Genomic DNA, 15589 nt, shown 5'->3' on the forward strand with positions numbered 1-15589 from the left:
CGTTCTAGATTATTCTTCAAATTTATAACCAACTCGAATAACAGTACCGATATGCTTCGCTTTATCTCCTAACTTATTTCGAAGTTTTTTAATATGGGTATCAACCGTTCGGTCATCACCGTAATAGTCATATCCCCATAACTGGTCTAATAAATGTTGACGTGATAACACAATTCCTTTGTTCTCCATTAAATACACAAGAAGTTCAAATTCTTTATGTGTCAATATAATTTCTTCTCCATCTACTAAAACAGTTCTAGATAGACGATTCACTTCTATTCCAGCTAAAGACATAGCATTTTCTTCCGCTACTCCTACCGCACCATCCGCACGTTTCAATAACGTCTTTGCACGAGCTACTAATACTTTCGGGCTAAATGGTTTCGTTACATACTCGTCTGCACCTAATTCGAAACCTAGCAATGTATCATCCTCATCCGAACGCGCTGTCAACATAATAATTGGTACTGCTGATTCTTTTCTAATTCGTCTACAAACAGACCATCCATCTATTTCCGGTAACATAATATCTAACATAATTAAATCAATTTCATGCTCTGCAAATAACTCTAACGCTTTTTTCCCATCTTCTGCTTCGATTACTTCAAAGCCTTCATTACGAAAATAATCACTAACAATTTCACGTAATCTTCTTTCATCTTCAACAAGCAATACTGTTTTATTCATATAATCTATCCCGCCTTTTTACTCTTTCAATCGAATAATACGTTGATTGGAGCTTCCGCGAAATGGAAGTGTTAAATCTTTTTTCTCAATTTCAAACCTTCCATCGACTAAAACATCCCCATAATGTAACAACTCTATCATATCATTATTTTGAGAACTCTGTATCTCTTCTAACGTATAACCTGTATACATCCATAGGTTTTTTTTCAAATCTTTCACGATTTTTGCTACCTTTTTCACTTCAGCAGCTTGAAAAAATGGATCTCCACCTGAAAATGTTACATCAGTTAATGGATTACTTGCAATCTCTTTCACAATTTCTTCTACTGTCATTTCCGTTCCGTTGCAAATATTCCACGATTTCGGATTGTGGCAACCGACACAACGATGCGGACAGCCCGCAAAAAACACGACTGTCCGCAATCCTTCTCCATCTACTACACTATCATGAATAATATTCATCACTTTCATTTATGTTTCACCCGATCTATCTCTTCACTACGTTTCGCACTATTCCACTTCGACATATCCCCTACAAGATAGCCTGTTATGCGGCGAATTCTTTCTATATTAGCCTCATCTTCATTCCCGCAACTTGGACATTCATTTCCAATAACCCCGTGATAACTACAGCACTTACAACGGTCAACAGGATGATTAATTGAACCGTATCCAACGCCATGTTCTGCCATGGCTTGTACAATTTGTTTTAATGCCTTTTTGTTATGCATCGCTGCTCCGTCCAGTTCAATATACGTAATGTGTCCTCCATTACAGAGAGCATGGAACGGGCCTTCTAAACGGATTTTATTTATCGCTTGAATGTTATAATAAACTGGAATATGGAATGAATTCGTATAGTAATTATGGTTCGTTATACCGCTAATTACGCCAAATTCTTCTCTATCTTTTTTCACAAACTTTCCTGATAATCCTTCTGCTGGAGTTGCAATTATCGAGAAATTCAGTTGATGTTCTTCTGTCGCTTTATCCATTCTATCTCTCATAAAGGAAATAATTTCATACCCAAGTTTCCATGATTCTTCATCTTCCCCATGATGCTTTCCTGTTAAAGCTACTAAACATTCCGCAAGACCGATAAAACCAACACTTAACGTCCCTTGTTTTAAAATCGAAGCTACGGAGTCTTCAGGCTGCAATGCTTCTCCACCACGCCATACACCTTGTGAATATAAAAACTGAAAATCTCTTGCTCGCTTCGTACATTGATACGCAAATCTTTCTAATAACTGCTTAATTCCTAAATCTAAATAGTAGTTTAGCGCTTCAAAAAATGCTTCTTTTGAACCACTAATTAACGCTAATTTCACTAAATTGATAGACGTAAATGATAAATTCCCTCTACCAATCGCTGTTTCTTCTCCATGTATATTAGACATAACACGGGTACGACATCCCATGTAACATACTTCACTTTCTGGTCTTCCATCATAATGCACTGCATTAAACGGAGCATCTAAAAATGAAAAGTTAGGGAATAATCGCTCTGCAGTTGTCTCTAATGCTAATTCAAATAAATCGTAATTCGGATCACTTTCTTCAAAATTCACACCTTTTTTCATCTTGAAAATTTGAATCGGAAAAATTGGTGTCTCTCCTTTACCAAGTCCAGCTTGTGTTGCTTTTAATAGTTGTTTAATTAACATTCTTCCTTCTTTTGATGTATCTGTTCCGTAATTAATAGAAATAAACGGGACTTGTCCTCCGCCCCTACTATGCATACTATTCGAATTATGAACGAAAGCCTCACACGCTTGATACGTATCATTTTCCGTTTCTTTCCATGCAAATTCTTCTATTTGTTCTTTCGTAAGCGGATATGATTGTAATCGTTTTTTATGTCTCTCAATTGTTTTTCGTACATAAGGTGCTAAATCAATATCAAAGAGTGCAAACGATTGACCGCCATGCTGCATATTTTGATTCGCTTGAAAAATAATAGACGAAAGAGCCAATGCACTTTTAATGTCTTGTGGTTGTCTCATATGTCCATGTCCAGTATGAAAACCGTTAGCAAGCATTTGCGCTAACGGAATTTGCGAACAAGTCGTCGTTCCTGTCGCATAAAAATCTAAATCATGTGGATATAATATATTTTCATTTATCGCTTTTTTCACTTGATCTGACAATAAATTCTCAACAGCATAATATTTTGCACTCTCAGATGCGAACGTTCCCATTACACCCATTGGAGAGCGGCCGTCTACATTTGCATTTTCTTGCATTAAATCTTGTTCATTGCCGTAGACTATCGTCTCGAACACTTTCATTAATTCTTCTCCACGTGTATTATTTTGTAACATTTATAACCCTCCACCAATATGTTGTTGTCTTTTGATTAAAATGTTACTACATATAGTCTTGCTGTTTCTGTGAGAAATGTAACATTACTGTGAAATTTTTTTCACGAAATAATGAATTTTTCATTTACAAAAAAGAAATGTGCTCTTTACAAATGTATGGTACAATATACGGGAAAAACTCTTTTTACCCTTTATCAACACATTTGAATAAAGGAGACTGAACTTATGGTTACTACATATCTTTTATTTATCGTTGCCTACTTGCTTGGCTCGATTCCATTTGCACTAGTTGTTGGAAAAATTGGCTACGGAATCGATATTCGTGAGCACGGGAGCGGTAATCTAGGCGGAACAAACACATTCCGTACATTAGGGAAAAAAGCAGGTTTTACCGTTACAATTGCTGACATTTTAAAAGGGACATTAGCAACAAGTCTACCAATGATTTTCGGATTAGATATTCACCCACTATGGTTCGGGTTAGCGGCTGTTCTTGGACATGTCTACCCGATCTTCGCGAAATTCCGTGGTGGTAAAGCAGTTGCAACTTCTGCTGGGGTGCTATTATGCTATTCACCAGTTGTTTTTGCAATATTGGCTGTTGTATTTTTCACCCTTTTATTTACAACAAGATACGTATCACTTTCTTCTATGGTAACAGCAGTTGTTGCTGTTATTGCATCCATTGTTAGCGGGGATAAAATCTTCATTATTGCGATGTGTTTATTAGCAGGTATGGTTATTTATAAACACCGTGCAAATATCGGACGAATTATAAATAAAACTGAACCAAAAGCAAACTTTTCAAAAAAGCAAAAATAAGATCGTAACCCACATAACGCAAAAAGAAAACGTGAAGCATATTAATAGCGTCTTTTTGCGTTATTTTTTATACTAAAGAAAAAGCAACATAACTTGGAGGAACTATACATGAATCTTTCCGTAACAAAAGAAGCAGCACAATGGTATAAAACTGAATTAAACTTACAATCAAATGAAACACTACGCTTTTTCGTACAATACGGTGGTTGCAGTACTGTGCAAAAAGGACTTTCTTTAGGTATTCGTAAAGATGATCCTGCACACCCTGCTGTTCAAATTCAAGAAGAAGGTATTAACTTCTTTATTGAAGGCGATGATGAATGGTTCTTCGATGGACATAATTTATCTGTTACACTTAATGAAGGTGACGACTTCCCACAATTTAATTATGAAAAATAAAAAAGCGCGGCTTCTGCCACGCTTTTTTATTTTTTCTTAATTTCCTCATATTTCGCATACCACTCAGGATATAACTTTTTAAATGATACAGGGCGGAATCCTTCTTTTTTCGCACAAATATTCGTCGTACTTGCAGTAATACAAAGATCACCATCACCATTATATATTTCATATCCATATACAACGCGAAGCGGGCTCACAGTATCTACCCATGTTTTTACGATTGCCTTTTCTCCATAACGCATCGCTTTACGATATGAAATTTGTAAATCTAACACAGGAGAAATAATTCCTTCTTTCTCCATTTCAACATATGAAAAACCTAAATCTTGTATAAGTTTCGTGCGACCTAACTCAAGCCACACTAAGTAGTTTGAATGGTAAACAACACCCATTTGATCTGTTTCCGCATAACGGATTTCAACTTCATGTTCTGCTACAAACATATGTATTCGCCTTCTTTCACTTCTGCTACCTTGCATACATTTAATCATAATACAGTGACATCAAAAATAAAATAAAAACAGTGAATCTTTTACTGAAAGGAGCCAGCATATGATTCAAATTGTAACTGTTCGTAGTGGTGATAGCGTATATAGCTTGGCATCAAAATATGGATCAACACCTGACGAAATAGTAAAAGACAATGGACTAAATCCAGCTGAAACGCTCGTTGTTGGTCAGGCACTTATCGTTAATACGAAAGGAAATAATTATTATGTACAGCCTGGTGACAGCCTATATCGAATTTCTCAAACATATAATGTCCCCCTCGCTAGTTTAGCTAAAGTTAATAATTTATCTTTAAAATCTATTCTCCATGTCGGACAACAATTATATGTACCAAAAGGCACAAAACGAGCTGTAGAATCCATCGCTTATTTACAACCTTCAACTATACCGATTAAAGAGAGTTTAGTTAATGCGACACGCGCCATCAATCCATTTTTAACATACTTAGCCTATTTTAGTTTTGAGGCAAAAAGAGATGGCACATTAAAAGAACCTACTGAAACAGCTAAAATTGCTAATATTGCAACGCAAGGTAAAACAATCCCTATGCTCGTTATTACAAATATTGAAAATGGTAATTTCAGTGCCGATCTAACATCAGTTATTTTACGCGACGCAACGATTCAAAACAAATTCATTACTAACATTTTGCAAACAGCTCAAAAATATGGCATGCGAGACATTCATTTCGATTTCGAGAGTGTAGCACCTGAAGACCGCGAGGCGTATAATCGCTTTTTACGAAATGTAAAAACACGCTTACCTAGCGGGTACACATTGAGCACAACTCTCGTACCGAAAACAAGTTCAAATCAAAAGGGAAAATTTTTCGAAGCTCACGATTATAAAGCGCAAGGGCAAATTGTTGATTTCGTCGTCATTATGACATATGACTGGGGATGGCAAGGCGGTCCACCGATGGCGATTTCTCCTATCGGTCCAGTGAAAGAAGTACTTCAATATGCAAAATCTCAAATGCCTCCACAAAAAATTATGATGGGGCAAAATTTATACGGGTTTGATTGGAAGCTTCCATTTAAACAAGGAAATCCACCCGCAAAAGCAATTAGCTCTGTCGCAGCTGTTGCACTAGCTCGTAAATATAATGTTCCTATTCGTTATGATTTCACAGCCCAAGCTCCTCATTTTAATTACTTTGATGAAAACGGCGTGCAACACGAAGTTTGGTTTGAAGATTCACGGTCTGTTCAAAGTAAATTCAATTTAATGAAAGAACAAGGTATAGGCGGTATTAGTTACTGGAAAATCGGTTTACCATTCCCGCAAAATTGGCGTTTACTCGTTGAAAATTTTACGATTACGAAAAAAGGCTGACAAAAGTCAGCCCTTTTTTTCATATTACTGCTAAAAACTCATCTTTCATTTCCTCACAAAAAAGAAGAATGATAACATTCTCCTTTTTAACCGTTATCAACAATCGGTTGTTTACCTGTTTGATCTTGCATTTGCTTTCCTTTATTTCCACCAGCTTTTTTCGATTGTGTTCCAATATGATTTGGTGCAAAGTCTTTTGAATTTTTTTTCGGATTACCCATTACTATCGCCTCCTTAACACTAGTATCGTACTAGCGTTAAGAATTATTCAGCTTGCTTAAAAAGTTTCATTTCATAACGTTTTTCGATGCGCTCTTCAATGCGATCAATTGCATCACGATCGCTTAATAATTGTTGTTTATTTTCATTTACAAGTTCTTCAAACGATTTACGGCGACTTCTTCTCATGTTGTTCACCCTCTCTCCTTCACTTTCTTATTACATAGTATGAGCAAACGAAAAACTCTTTAATCAGATTTGTAAGAAAATTTTATGTTTTGGTACTCCTAAAAAAACTCCGTGTACAATATATTGCACACGGAGTTTTTCATACCATAATATTTAAATACTCTTTCAACTTTTCATCTGCATTCATTTCATTTTCTTTATAATCATGAAGCGCCTGTAATACAAAATCATACTGCTCTAAAATATAACTTTCTAATTTCATAACATCCTCTAAGCTATTAAGCATAATTCTCGTATTACCAACTTCACTTTTTAACGCCGGTTCACATTTTAAACTTGTACATATTTCTTTCACATCTTCTTCTAATATCTCTGTTAATACATATTTCTTTCGCCCTTTTACCTTTACTCTCATAACTGGATAAAAAGCTTTTATATCTAAATAACTTCCTACGTTCATACAACGTAGCCATTCTACATTACGTTTATTACGTGCAAGCATTTCTTTCACCGCTTCGTATACTACGATTTCATCAAGTGAGACCTTATTTACTTTTCTCTGTCCTTCTTCTTCAATAGCTGCACACTTTTGATAAACAGCAGCACACGTAATGCAATCGTCAAATGCATTATGAGAGCTTAAACGAATTCCAAGCATTCGCTTTAACGTTTCAAGTTTATGATTAGGCGCATGCTTCATGTATTTCTTCGCTAAAAATACAGTATCAATTACTTTATTTTTAGGTTCAGGTAGCCCTAGCATATTTACATTACTTTTCAAAAAGCGCATATCAAAAGAAGCATTATGGGCCACAATAACATTTGTATGTAAAAATGCTAAAAATAAAGGTAATACCTCTTCAATCGTCGGTGCATCTGAAACACGATAATTGGTAATACCGGTTAAACTCGTTATTCGGTCCGGAATTGGTCGCTCTGGATTCACGTATGAAACAAATTGATCTACGAGTTCATGATTACGATATTTCACCGCTGCAACTTGAATAATTTTATCATTATAAGGGTTAAATCCTGTTGTTTCAAAATCAATTACAACATAATCTAACGGTAAGGATACATTCCCCACTCCATACACTCCTTTATCTCTAAACGATTATATTTCTTACATCATATCATGAAGTTATTACTACTTGAAAAAGAAAAGGCAGAAATGGGAACTCTCCACCTCTACCTTTTCACCATTATTTTAATTTAGCAACCCTTTTCTCCATCTCTTTTTGCGTCATCGGCCCAATAAACTTATCTTGAATGACACCTTTTGTATCTATAAAATACGAAGTTGGAATCGTAATTACTTTATACGCTGTTGTCACATCAATGTTCTTGTCCAATAAAATAGGAAAAGTAATTCCTTTTTCTTTAGCAAAATTGCTTACCTTTTCTTCCCCCCCACCTTTTTCTGAAGGCGTATAGTTGATTGCTAAAATTTCTACGTTTTCTTTATGTTCTTTATAGAAAGCCTCCATATCCGGCATTTCTTGTTGGCAAGGTCCACACCACGTTGCCCAAAAGTTTAAAATCACTTTCTTTCCTTTTAAATCTGATAGCTTTACATTCGTTCCATCTAACTTCGTTAATTCGAAGTCTGGCGCACTCTTCCCTATTTCAATACCATTACTTGCAATCATCTCTTTCATAGCAGCTTCACTTTGTTCTTGCTCCCCTTGTACCATCTGCTCTTTTTTACCAAACTGTTCATAAGCTGCATATCCCGCTAAACAAAGTAACACTACAATAATCGTAAGCTTCCGCCACATGTTATATCACCCTAACGTATTTATCTTCTTATAACTTAATTACTCAAATACTATATACCTTATTTTAGCTTATACGGACAAGCTTGGAAATATTCAGAGTCGAAATAATTAGAATATTCTCATTTGAAGTGTAATCTTTTCCTTTTTATCATATAATTAGAAAAACAGATGAAGTGTTGTTTATCTTCTTATGGGCCCATTCACCTTTTTACTTTCGTAGTTATATAAACTTCAACAAAAGGGGGATTTTTTATGAATTCATTCGAAAAAATAACATTATATATTCTTAGTTTTCTTTTATACCCAATCGGTATTATTACATGGATCATTTCACTCTTTAGTAACGATCTTGAAAAAAAGAAAGTAGGGCGTATTTGTCTTTACATTTCTCTAGTCTCATTCGTCCTTTTCTTAATCCTTGGAATTGCAACTTTCCTTATGACTGCTACTTTTAACGTAGATCTAAATCATTCAGAATCTATCCAATATCAAATAAATGATATTGAATAAAGATAAGGGCACTGCTCTTATCTTTATTCACATCTCTTTCAAAATGAATGACTATTTATTAATTTTTCAGGACTTCCACATGCAACAATACTTCCTTCTCTCATTATGACAACATGATCCGCTAGTATCACTTTCTCTACATCATGTGTTGCCACAATTCTCGTTACATCTCTTCCTAGTCCTTCAATCATATTCCAAACAGTTTCTTGATTACTCGGATCTAACCCCGCAGTCGGTTCATCTAAAATAATAAGATTCGGATTTGAACCAATCGCTCGTAATAATGCAAGACGTTTTCTTTCTCCTCCCGAAAGCTCTTCTCCACTTTTATGTAGTACAGTTTGAATCCCCTTAGGTAAATCTCTAATTATCGGCTTCATATTTATAAGGTCAATATTTTTTTCTAATTCGTTTTCTAAATACTCCTCCCGGAAATACATATTCTCTTTTACTGTCGTCCGAAAGAAACGAGGTTCTTGCCACACTGTAGTCATTCGAGCCTTTTGACCATAATAAACAACACTACCGTTAGATGGTTTATACAAACCTGTCATTAATTTTAAAAGTGTTGTTTTTCCTGCACCACTTTCTCCGACAATGATAACGAATTCACCAGGATTAATTTGCAAATCAATATTATTAATTCTACATTTCTCTTCTTCACTCTCCTGAAATGAAACATTTGTTATTATCATCCCCATCGCTCTTTCTACATTACTATCTGCCACTCTTTTATCTAAAAAGGAAAAAACTCTATTTGCCGAAGCGACTGCAACTTGTGTCATCATTAATAAATCGCCCACGTAACGGACTGGGAAAAAGAGCATTTCAATTGTAGCTAACACTGCAACAAGTGAACCAACTTCCATTTCCCCTTTCATTATTTTTTGTGCGCCTACAATGAGAACAACGATATATGCTCCTGTTTCAATCACTGTTCCAACTACTCCAATGCAATGTTGCATCATCGTCTTCTTTACTTCCGATTTATAAGATTGTGCCGTTACTCCTTTAAATAAGCGAATGGCCCATTTTTCTTTTTGTACACTACGTAAATCTTGTATACCCTTTACAAACTGTGACACCATCTCTACAACACTCGATTGATTTTTTTGAGCAATGCTTGCAATATCCCTTACCTTTTCTCCCATCAGTATTGGAACAATTGCACTGAAAAATAAAAACGGAGTTACCCACAATATAAACTGTATATCTATATGTTGTAGTGCTATGAAAGCTCCAATAAATTGGGCAATAGCGTGTATATACTCTATTAATATAGAACCATATAATCTGACCCAGTTCGGAATATCAGATACGACCAAAGTTTCTAACTCCCCTTGCTTAATCTTCTCACTCTCTTCAAACGGTAATGAGAAATAGTGACGCAATAATTCTATACGTTTCGTTTGTAATATACGTTGACTGGCTTTTGAGCTTATATAATCAAATAAAAGATTGTTCGTCCACATTAAAAAGCGAATACCCGCAAACAAAGCTATATATAAATACGCACCTTTTAGCTCCCTTTGAATAAGATTGTCTACAATTAATCCCATGAAAATTAGGCGTGATAAATTTAAAATAGCAGCAATTATCCCACTACATACAGCTGCCATTACTAATATTTTCTCTTTTCGTAACGGCCACAATATTCTTTTATATTCTTTCATGACGTTCCCTCCACTTTTCGTAGTAAAAAGAAAGGGATGAAACCATATGGTTTCATCCCTTTCCATAAAATAAGGAAGCTAACTATTGTTAGCTTCCTTATTTTTCATTTCAATTATTTAGTTTGACACTTTTGACTCTTCGATTTTCTCACGAAGAACCATTTGCAGAATACCACCGTGACGGTAGTAGTCAATTTCTACTTCACTATCGAAACGAGCTACTACTTCAAATTGTTTTTCGTTGCCATCTAAATCAGTTGCAACTACTTTTACAAGATCGCGCGGTCTAACTGTTTTGTCAATTTGAATTTCAAATGACTCGTTACCAACAAGACCTAACGTTTCAGCACTTTCGCCATCTTTAAATTGAAGTGGTAATACACCCATTAACACTAAGTTACTGCGGTGAATACGTTCGAAGCTTTCTGCGATTACTGCTTTAATACCTAATAAGTTAGTACCTTTCGCAGCCCAGTCACGAGAACTTCCCATACCGTAATCTTTACCAGCAACAACTAGAAGACCTGTTCCATCTTCTTTATATTTCATAGCAGCATCATAGATTGATGTTACTTCACCAGTTGGCCAATATGTTGTATATCCACCTTCTGTTCCTGGTGCGATTTGGTTTTTAATACGGATGTTTGCAAATGTACCACGCATCATAACTTCATGGTTACCACGACGAGAACCGTAAGAGTTAAAGTCAACTGGTTGTACGCCGTTTTCTAATAAGTAGCGTCCAGCTGGTGTGTGCTTACCAATTGAACCTGCTGGTGAAATGTGGTCTGTCGTTACAGAATCACCAAATTTACCAACTATGCGTAAACCTGATAACGTTTCAACTTCACCTGGCTCTTTAGATAAACCTTCAAAGAATGGTGGGTTTTGAATGTATGTTGAATCATTATCCCAAGTATATAAAGCTTCGTTTGAAGTTTGGATTTCATTCCAACGCTCATTGCTGTTAAATACTTGTGCATATTCTTTCTTGAACAGTTCAGATGTAACAACACTTTGAACTACATCTTCAATTTCTTTAGCTGATGGCCAAATATCGTTGAAGTAAACAGCATTGCCATTTGCATCTTTACCGATTTCATCATTTTTCAGGTCAATATCAACAGTACCTGCAAGTGCATATGCCACAACAAGTGGTGGTGATGCTAAGTAGTTTGCTTTTACAAGAGGATGAATACGACCTTCAAAGTTACGGTTACCAGATAAAACAGATGTTACTAGTAAGTCGTTTGCTGCGATTGCTTCTTCTAATTCTGGCGCTAATGGACCAGAGTTACCGATACAAGTCGTACAGCCGTAACCAACTGTTTGGAAACCTAATTGGTCTAAATATGTTGTTAAACCTGATTTATCTAAGTACTCAGTAACAACTTTAGATCCTGGTGCTAATGATGTTTTTACGTACTCAGGTACTACAAGTCCTTTTTCAATTGCTTTCTTCGCAACTAGACCTGCCCCGATTAATACGTATGGGTTTGATGTATTTGTACAGCTTGTAATTGCAGCGATTGCAATTGCACCTGTTTTCATCGTTACTTCTTTATCTTCTAATGTAACCTTCACTTCTTTATCGAACTCTTGCTCATTAAATCCAAGTCCTTGTGTTCCAACTGGTGCTAAAACAGCTTTGTGGAACGCATCTTTCATATCTGAAAGTGGAATTAAATCTTGTGGGCGTTTCGGTCCAGAAAGGTTAGATTCGATTGTATTTAAATCAATTTCAACAAGATCAGTGTAGATTGGATCTTTACTGTCTGCTGTATAGAATAAACCGTTCGCTTTACAGTATTCTTCAACAATACGAATTTGCTCTTCATCTCTACCTGTTAAACGTAAGTATTCTAATGAAATATCATCGATTGGGAAGAATCCACAAGTTGCGCCGTATTCTGGTGCCATATTTGAAATTGTTGCACGGTCAGCTAAAGGCATGCTCTTTAGTCCATTACCGAAGAACTCAACAAATTTACCAACTACACCTTTTTGACGTAATACTTGTGTTACTTTTAATGCAACGTCTGTTGCTGTAGTACCACTTGGAAGTGTGCCAGTTAATTTCACACCGATTACTTCAGGTACTGGGAAGTATGAAGGCTGTCCAAGCATTCCTGCTTCTGCTTCAATACCACCAACGCCCCATCCAAGAACGCCGATACCGTTAATCATTGTTGTATGCGAGTCTGTTCCAACTAATGAATCTGGGTATGCAACTAAGTCACCTTCAGCATTTTTCACAGCATGAACAACTGGTGCTAAATATTCAAGGTTTACTTGGTGTACAATGCCTGTAGCTGGTGGAACTGCACGGTAGTTATCAAATGATTTTTGTGCCCAGCTTAAAAATTTATAACGTTCTTCATTACGTTTAAACTCTAAGTCCATGTTGAATGCAAGCGCGTCTGCCGTACCCGCTCTATCAACCTGTACAGAGTGGTCAATTACAAGGTCTACAGTAATTTCAGGATTAATTTTGTCAGGATCCCCACCCATGTCTGCCATTGCTTTACGAAGCGAAGCCAAATCAACAACAGCTGGAACACCAGTGAAATCTTGTAAAATTACACGAGATGGTTTAAATGGAACATCGATATCTTGCACATCTTTCGTTCCCCATTTCGCTAAATTTGTAACATGCTCTTCTGTGATTACACGTCCGTCTACTTGACGAAGTACTGATTCAAGTAAAACTTTCACGGAATATGGTAATTGAGATACGTTGCCAACCCCTGCATTTTCAAGCGCTTTCAAATCATAATAATGATACGTTTTTCCATCTACTTCAAAAGTTGCACGTGATTGAAATGGATTATGTTTGACCATTATGTTTCCCCCCTGTTAAACGTGACTAAGTTGTCTGAATATAAAATGTAGACAAACTTTTCAATACCTTACGATAATATCTTATTACAACTTTCTAAATAAGTAAATAATAAGAAACTTATAGATTATCATAAGTTTTCTTTATGTTTCTAAATTTGAATAGCTTTCATGCTCCTTATGAATACTATTATCATAAAGTAAAGTGCTCTATCAGCGGTTTACTTACAGTTCATACATACTATGAACTGCTCATCATTCAACATACAAAAAATGTTATAGGGGTGAAATAAAATGGGTAAAAGAAAAGCAAATCATACTATTTCAGGAATGAATGCTGCATCTGCACAAGGACAAGGAACTGGTTACAATGAAGAATTTGCAAACGAGCCTTTAACTCCAGCAGAGCGACAAAATAATAAGAAACGTAAAAAGAACCAGTAAAGAAAAATCCCAAAAGGTCTATTTTCCTTTTGGGATTTCTTCTAATGTTTATAACGTAGTAATTCCGAAACCGTTACAAATCGATAGCCCTGTTTTTTCAGCTCAGGTAAAATTTTTGCTAGCGCTGCTACCGTTTGACTACGATCATTCCCTCCATCATGTAACAATACAATATCGCCACTTTTAGCATTTTTCACTACATGATTTACAATGGATTCAACCCCTGGATTTGCCCAATCACGCGGGTCTTGATGCCACGACCATAGAACGGTTTGATAGCCAGCCTCTTTCGCTGTTTTAAATACAGCATCGTTAATATATCCGCCAGGAGGACGGAATAGCAAAGGTTCTTTCACCCATTTTTCAAAAAATTTCTTTCCATCTAAAATATCATTTTCTAATTTTTCATCTGACGAATTACTTGCGTACAAATGATTCATCGTATGATTTCCAATTTCATGTCCCTCTTTTAACACTTGCTTCACTAAATATGGATTACGCTGAACTCGAAATCCAATCATAAAAAATGTCGCTTCCGCCTTATATTGACGTAATAAATCTAAAACTTGTGGTGTATACGTTGGATCTGGCCCATCATCAAATGTAATTGCAATAATTTTTTCATTATTAGGTACTTCCCATGTTACATAACCAGTTGGTTCTAACTCTTTTCTGAGCAACATTTTCGCTTCCACTTTTTCCACTTGAAATATATGTACTGCACATAGCAAAGAAAAAACTAATAGAAAAATTTTCTGTTTTAGCATAACGTTCACTAAAGCAGCAAGGTTGTCGAATAAACAACAACCTCATTTACTTTTCTAATTGATCTACATTTCGCATTATATTTTGGAGATTATTTTCATATTGCTCAAGTTGTGGACGTTGTGTTTCTGAAGCTACCTCTAGTGCATTTTGAATTTGTTCATATGCTTCCTGGACCTCTTGGCGTAACTCTTTTAAATCATGACCGTAGTTAGGGTCATTTTTCACAATATTATTAAATGCATTTTCTGCTTGTGTAACTCCTTGCTGTGCCGCTTGAAAGGCTTGTTGCTTATCTTTATGATATGGCATTATATAATCCCCTTTCTATAATTGTTAGTCCCCTTTATCTTTACCTTTTTTTCTAAAAACATTCTCGTATAAAATCGTCAACTTCTCTCATTCTAAAAAGAAAGAGGAGGTGTCATATACAATGGGAAAAAACAATCGTGAAGCGAAAGAAAAAAAAGGACAACCTGAACCATTAAGCGGATCTCATAAAGTAAAAAACCGTAACCATTCACGCCAAAAACATCATGCGCATCATGATATGTAAAACAAAAAGTGCACACTAGCTATCTTTTCCACATACAATGTTTATATTTTTCCATTTATTCTTCACCCCTAATTCATTCATGCATAACATGATATGAATTGATATTTTACGGAGGGTGTCTTACATGGGCAAGAAAAAGAAGAATTGTCTTTTTCATGTTGATGGTTTCGAAGAATGGATGGATCAATTTTGTTCCGATTCTTATAGTAACTTTAGCTTTCCAAATCAAATTCACATCGATCTTTGCGAAACCGAAGAAGAATATATTTTGGAAACAGATGTACAAAATGTCACGGAACAAAATGTACTCATTAAAAAGTTAGAGACAGGCCTAGCTATATGCATACTTCATAAAAACATTTCCTTACAACGAACAATCCCTTTACCTACTACTATCATTTATAAAAAGATGCTAGCCTGCTTAGAAAACGGATTTTTAGCCATTCATATTTCCAAAAATGAAGTTGCTGATAAGCATGAAAAAAAAGTTCTTTTTTCAAATTAAGAGTTAATATAATTCAAACTAAGCCCCAGTTG

At 35.6% G+C, this 15589-nt stretch carries 19 protein-coding genes; 7 read left to right on the forward strand and 12 right to left on the reverse strand.

Annotated features, from left to right (window positions below):
• Positions 1 to 9 precede the first annotated feature (9 nt).
• Genes ATL10_RS19600 through ATL10_RS19610 form a run of 3 tightly spaced genes read right to left on the reverse strand, consistent with a single transcriptional unit; the run spans position 10 to position 3011 of the window.
• Positions 10 to 687: a response regulator transcription factor gene (locus tag ATL10_RS19600; RefSeq protein ID WP_001044679.1), complete on the reverse strand. Its 678-nt coding sequence runs from the start codon at positions 685 to 687 to the stop codon at positions 10 to 12.
• A gap of 18 nt (positions 688 to 705) precedes the next feature.
• Positions 706 to 1158: an anaerobic ribonucleoside-triphosphate reductase activating protein gene (gene nrdG, locus ATL10_RS19605; RefSeq protein WP_000867078.1), complete on the reverse strand. Its 453-nt coding sequence runs from the start codon at positions 1156 to 1158 to the stop codon at positions 706 to 708.
• Complete coding sequence (locus tag ATL10_RS19610) at positions 1155 to 3011, reverse strand: anaerobic ribonucleoside triphosphate reductase (protein WP_110497361.1); 1857 nt, start codon at positions 3009 to 3011, stop codon at positions 1155 to 1157. The genes nrdG and ATL10_RS19610 overlap by 4 nt, the downstream gene beginning before the upstream one ends.
• A gap of 225 nt (positions 3012 to 3236) precedes the next feature.
• Here ATL10_RS19610 and plsY point away from each other — a divergent pair, with 225 nt between their 5' ends.
• Positions 3237 to 3833: a glycerol-3-phosphate 1-O-acyltransferase PlsY gene (gene plsY, locus ATL10_RS19615; RefSeq protein ID WP_000258974.1), complete on the forward strand. Its 597-nt coding sequence runs from the start codon at positions 3237 to 3239 to the stop codon at positions 3831 to 3833.
• A 108-nt stretch (positions 3834 to 3941) separates the two neighbouring features.
• The gene (locus ATL10_RS19620) at positions 3942 to 4232 is read left to right on the forward strand and encodes a HesB/YadR/YfhF family protein (protein WP_001054455.1); all 291 of its coding nucleotides are present in this window, start codon (positions 3942 to 3944) and stop codon (positions 4230 to 4232) included.
• A gap of 26 nt (positions 4233 to 4258) precedes the next feature.
• On the opposite strand, the gene ATL10_RS19625 is transcribed toward ATL10_RS19620, so the two are convergent.
• The gene (locus ATL10_RS19625; protein WP_000495808.1) at positions 4259 to 4678 is read right to left on the reverse strand and encodes an acyl-CoA thioesterase; all 420 of its coding nucleotides are present in this window, start codon (positions 4676 to 4678) and stop codon (positions 4259 to 4261) included.
• A gap of 109 nt (positions 4679 to 4787) precedes the next feature.
• Between ATL10_RS19625 and ATL10_RS19630 the strand changes: the two genes are divergently transcribed.
• Positions 4788 to 6080 carry a glycoside hydrolase family 18 protein gene (locus tag ATL10_RS19630; protein ID WP_000614858.1) on the forward strand — a complete coding sequence of 431 codons (1293 nt, stop codon included), beginning with the start codon at positions 4788 to 4790 and terminating at the stop codon, positions 6078 to 6080.
• Positions 6081 to 6166: 86 nt separating this feature from the next.
• Here ATL10_RS19630 and sspN read toward each other — a convergent pair whose 3' ends face one another.
• The 4 genes from sspN to ATL10_RS19650 form a co-directional block, all read right to left on the reverse strand.
• Entirely contained in the window at positions 6167 to 6301 is a 135-nt protein-coding gene (gene sspN, locus ATL10_RS19635) for an acid-soluble spore protein SspN (protein WP_000527987.1), read from the reverse strand.
• A 43-nt stretch (positions 6302 to 6344) separates the two neighbouring features.
• On the reverse strand, positions 6345 to 6488 hold the full coding sequence (locus ATL10_RS19640) for an FbpB family small basic protein (protein ID WP_001254699.1): 144 nt from the start codon (positions 6486 to 6488) through the stop codon (positions 6345 to 6347).
• A gap of 139 nt (positions 6489 to 6627) precedes the next feature.
• Positions 6628 to 7575, reverse strand: a complete 948-nt coding sequence (locus tag ATL10_RS19645) for a 3'-5' exonuclease (protein WP_098835892.1) — start codon at positions 7573 to 7575, stop codon at positions 6628 to 6630.
• A 115-nt stretch (positions 7576 to 7690) separates the two neighbouring features.
• A complete protein-coding gene (locus ATL10_RS19650; RefSeq protein WP_000269064.1) occupies positions 7691 to 8266 on the reverse strand; it encodes a TlpA family protein disulfide reductase in 576 nt (191 codons plus the stop codon).
• Positions 8267 to 8518: 252 nt separating this feature from the next.
• On the opposite strand from ATL10_RS19650, the gene ATL10_RS19655 reads away from it, so the two are divergent.
• On the forward strand, positions 8519 to 8776 hold the full coding sequence (locus tag ATL10_RS19655; RefSeq protein WP_001083875.1) for a hypothetical protein: 258 nt from the start codon (positions 8519 to 8521) through the stop codon (positions 8774 to 8776).
• Positions 8777 to 8814: 38 nt separating this feature from the next.
• Here the strand turns inward: ATL10_RS19655 and ATL10_RS19660 are convergent, their stop codons facing one another.
• Together ATL10_RS19660 and acnA are read right to left on the reverse strand one after the other, a co-directional pair.
• The gene (locus ATL10_RS19660; protein ID WP_098587970.1) at positions 8815 to 10449 is read right to left on the reverse strand and encodes an ABC transporter ATP-binding protein; all 1635 of its coding nucleotides are present in this window, start codon (positions 10447 to 10449) and stop codon (positions 8815 to 8817) included.
• A 117-nt stretch (positions 10450 to 10566) separates the two neighbouring features.
• Positions 10567 to 13290, reverse strand: a complete 2724-nt coding sequence (gene acnA / locus ATL10_RS19665) for an aconitate hydratase AcnA (protein ID WP_023522726.1) — start codon at positions 13288 to 13290, stop codon at positions 10567 to 10569.
• Between the two features lie 291 nt (positions 13291 to 13581).
• Here acnA and sspO point away from each other — a divergent pair, with 291 nt between their 5' ends.
• The gene (sspO, locus tag ATL10_RS19670; RefSeq protein ID WP_000518057.1) at positions 13582 to 13731 is read left to right on the forward strand and encodes an acid-soluble spore protein SspO; all 150 of its coding nucleotides are present in this window, start codon (positions 13582 to 13584) and stop codon (positions 13729 to 13731) included.
• A gap of 41 nt (positions 13732 to 13772) precedes the next feature.
• On the opposite strand, the gene pdaB is transcribed toward sspO, so the two are convergent.
• Positions 13773 to 14498, reverse strand: coding sequence for a polysaccharide deacetylase family sporulation protein PdaB (gene pdaB, locus ATL10_RS19675; protein WP_061665781.1), 726 nt, complete (start codon positions 14496 to 14498; stop codon positions 13773 to 13775).
• Positions 14499 to 14544: 46 nt separating this feature from the next.
• On the reverse strand, positions 14545 to 14808 hold the full coding sequence (locus ATL10_RS19680) for a hypothetical protein (RefSeq protein ID WP_001146295.1): 264 nt from the start codon (positions 14806 to 14808) through the stop codon (positions 14545 to 14547).
• Between the two features lie 121 nt (positions 14809 to 14929).
• Here ATL10_RS19680 and ATL10_RS19685 point away from each other — a divergent pair, with 121 nt between their 5' ends.
• Positions 14930 to 15052: a small acid-soluble spore protein P gene (locus tag ATL10_RS19685; RefSeq protein WP_000517649.1), complete on the forward strand. Its 123-nt coding sequence runs from the start codon at positions 14930 to 14932 to the stop codon at positions 15050 to 15052.
• Positions 15053 to 15176: 124 nt separating this feature from the next.
• A complete protein-coding gene (locus ATL10_RS19690; protein ID WP_000516758.1) occupies positions 15177 to 15557 on the forward strand; it encodes an Hsp20/alpha crystallin family protein in 381 nt (126 codons plus the stop codon).
• Positions 15558 to 15589 lie beyond the last annotated feature (32 nt).

It is taken from the genome of Bacillus sp. 196mf (assembly GCF_003217275.1).
GTDB classification, from domain to species: domain Bacteria; phylum Bacillota; class Bacilli; order Bacillales; family Bacillaceae_G; genus Bacillus_A; species Bacillus_A thuringiensis_S.

Bases quoted from the DNA above. Each gene is read 5' to 3' on its own strand.
- ATL10_RS19660 (WP_098587970.1), bottom strand. From the start codon at position 10,449: ATGAAAGAATATAAAAGAATATTGTGGCCGTTACGAAAAGAGAAAATA.
- ATL10_RS19640 (WP_001254699.1), bottom strand. From the start codon at position 6,488: ATGAGAAGAAGTCGCCGTAAATCGTTTGAAGAACTTGTAAATGAAAAT.
- ATL10_RS19625 (WP_000495808.1), bottom strand. From the start codon at position 4,678: ATGTTTGTAGCAGAACATGAAGTTGAAATCCGTTATGCGGAAACAGAT.
- ATL10_RS19685 (WP_000517649.1), top strand. From the start codon at position 14,930: ATGGGAAAAAACAATCGTGAAGCGAAAGAAAAAAAAGGACAACCTGAA.
- ATL10_RS19620 (WP_001054455.1), top strand. From the start codon at position 3,942: ATGAATCTTTCCGTAACAAAAGAAGCAGCACAATGGTATAAAACTGAA.
- pdaB (WP_061665781.1), bottom strand. From the start codon at position 14,498: ATGCTAAAACAGAAAATTTTTCTATTAGTTTTTTCTTTGCTATGTGCA.
- sspN (WP_000527987.1), bottom strand. From the start codon at position 6,301: ATGGGTAATCCGAAAAAAAATTCAAAAGACTTTGCACCAAATCATATT.
- nrdG (WP_000867078.1), bottom strand. From the start codon at position 1,158: ATGAAAGTGATGAATATTATTCATGATAGTGTAGTAGATGGAGAAGGA.
- ATL10_RS19655 (WP_001083875.1), top strand. From the start codon at position 8,519: ATGAATTCATTCGAAAAAATAACATTATATATTCTTAGTTTTCTTTTA.
- ATL10_RS19650 (WP_000269064.1), bottom strand. From the start codon at position 8,266: ATGTGGCGGAAGCTTACGATTATTGTAGTGTTACTTTGTTTAGCGGGA.
- ATL10_RS19610 (WP_110497361.1), bottom strand. From the start codon at position 3,011: ATGTTACAAAATAATACACGTGGAGAAGAATTAATGAAAGTGTTCGAG.
- sspO (WP_000518057.1), top strand. From the start codon at position 13,582: ATGGGTAAAAGAAAAGCAAATCATACTATTTCAGGAATGAATGCTGCA.
- ATL10_RS19600 (WP_001044679.1), bottom strand. From the start codon at position 687: ATGAATAAAACAGTATTGCTTGTTGAAGATGAAAGAAGATTACGTGAA.
- ATL10_RS19630 (WP_000614858.1), top strand. From the start codon at position 4,788: ATGATTCAAATTGTAACTGTTCGTAGTGGTGATAGCGTATATAGCTTG.
- ATL10_RS19680 (WP_001146295.1), bottom strand. From the start codon at position 14,808: ATGCCATATCATAAAGATAAGCAACAAGCCTTTCAAGCGGCACAGCAA.
- acnA (WP_023522726.1), bottom strand. From the start codon at position 13,290: ATGGTCAAACATAATCCATTTCAATCACGTGCAACTTTTGAAGTAGAT.
- plsY (WP_000258974.1), top strand. From the start codon at position 3,237: ATGGTTACTACATATCTTTTATTTATCGTTGCCTACTTGCTTGGCTCG.
- ATL10_RS19690 (WP_000516758.1), top strand. From the start codon at position 15,177: ATGGGCAAGAAAAAGAAGAATTGTCTTTTTCATGTTGATGGTTTCGAA.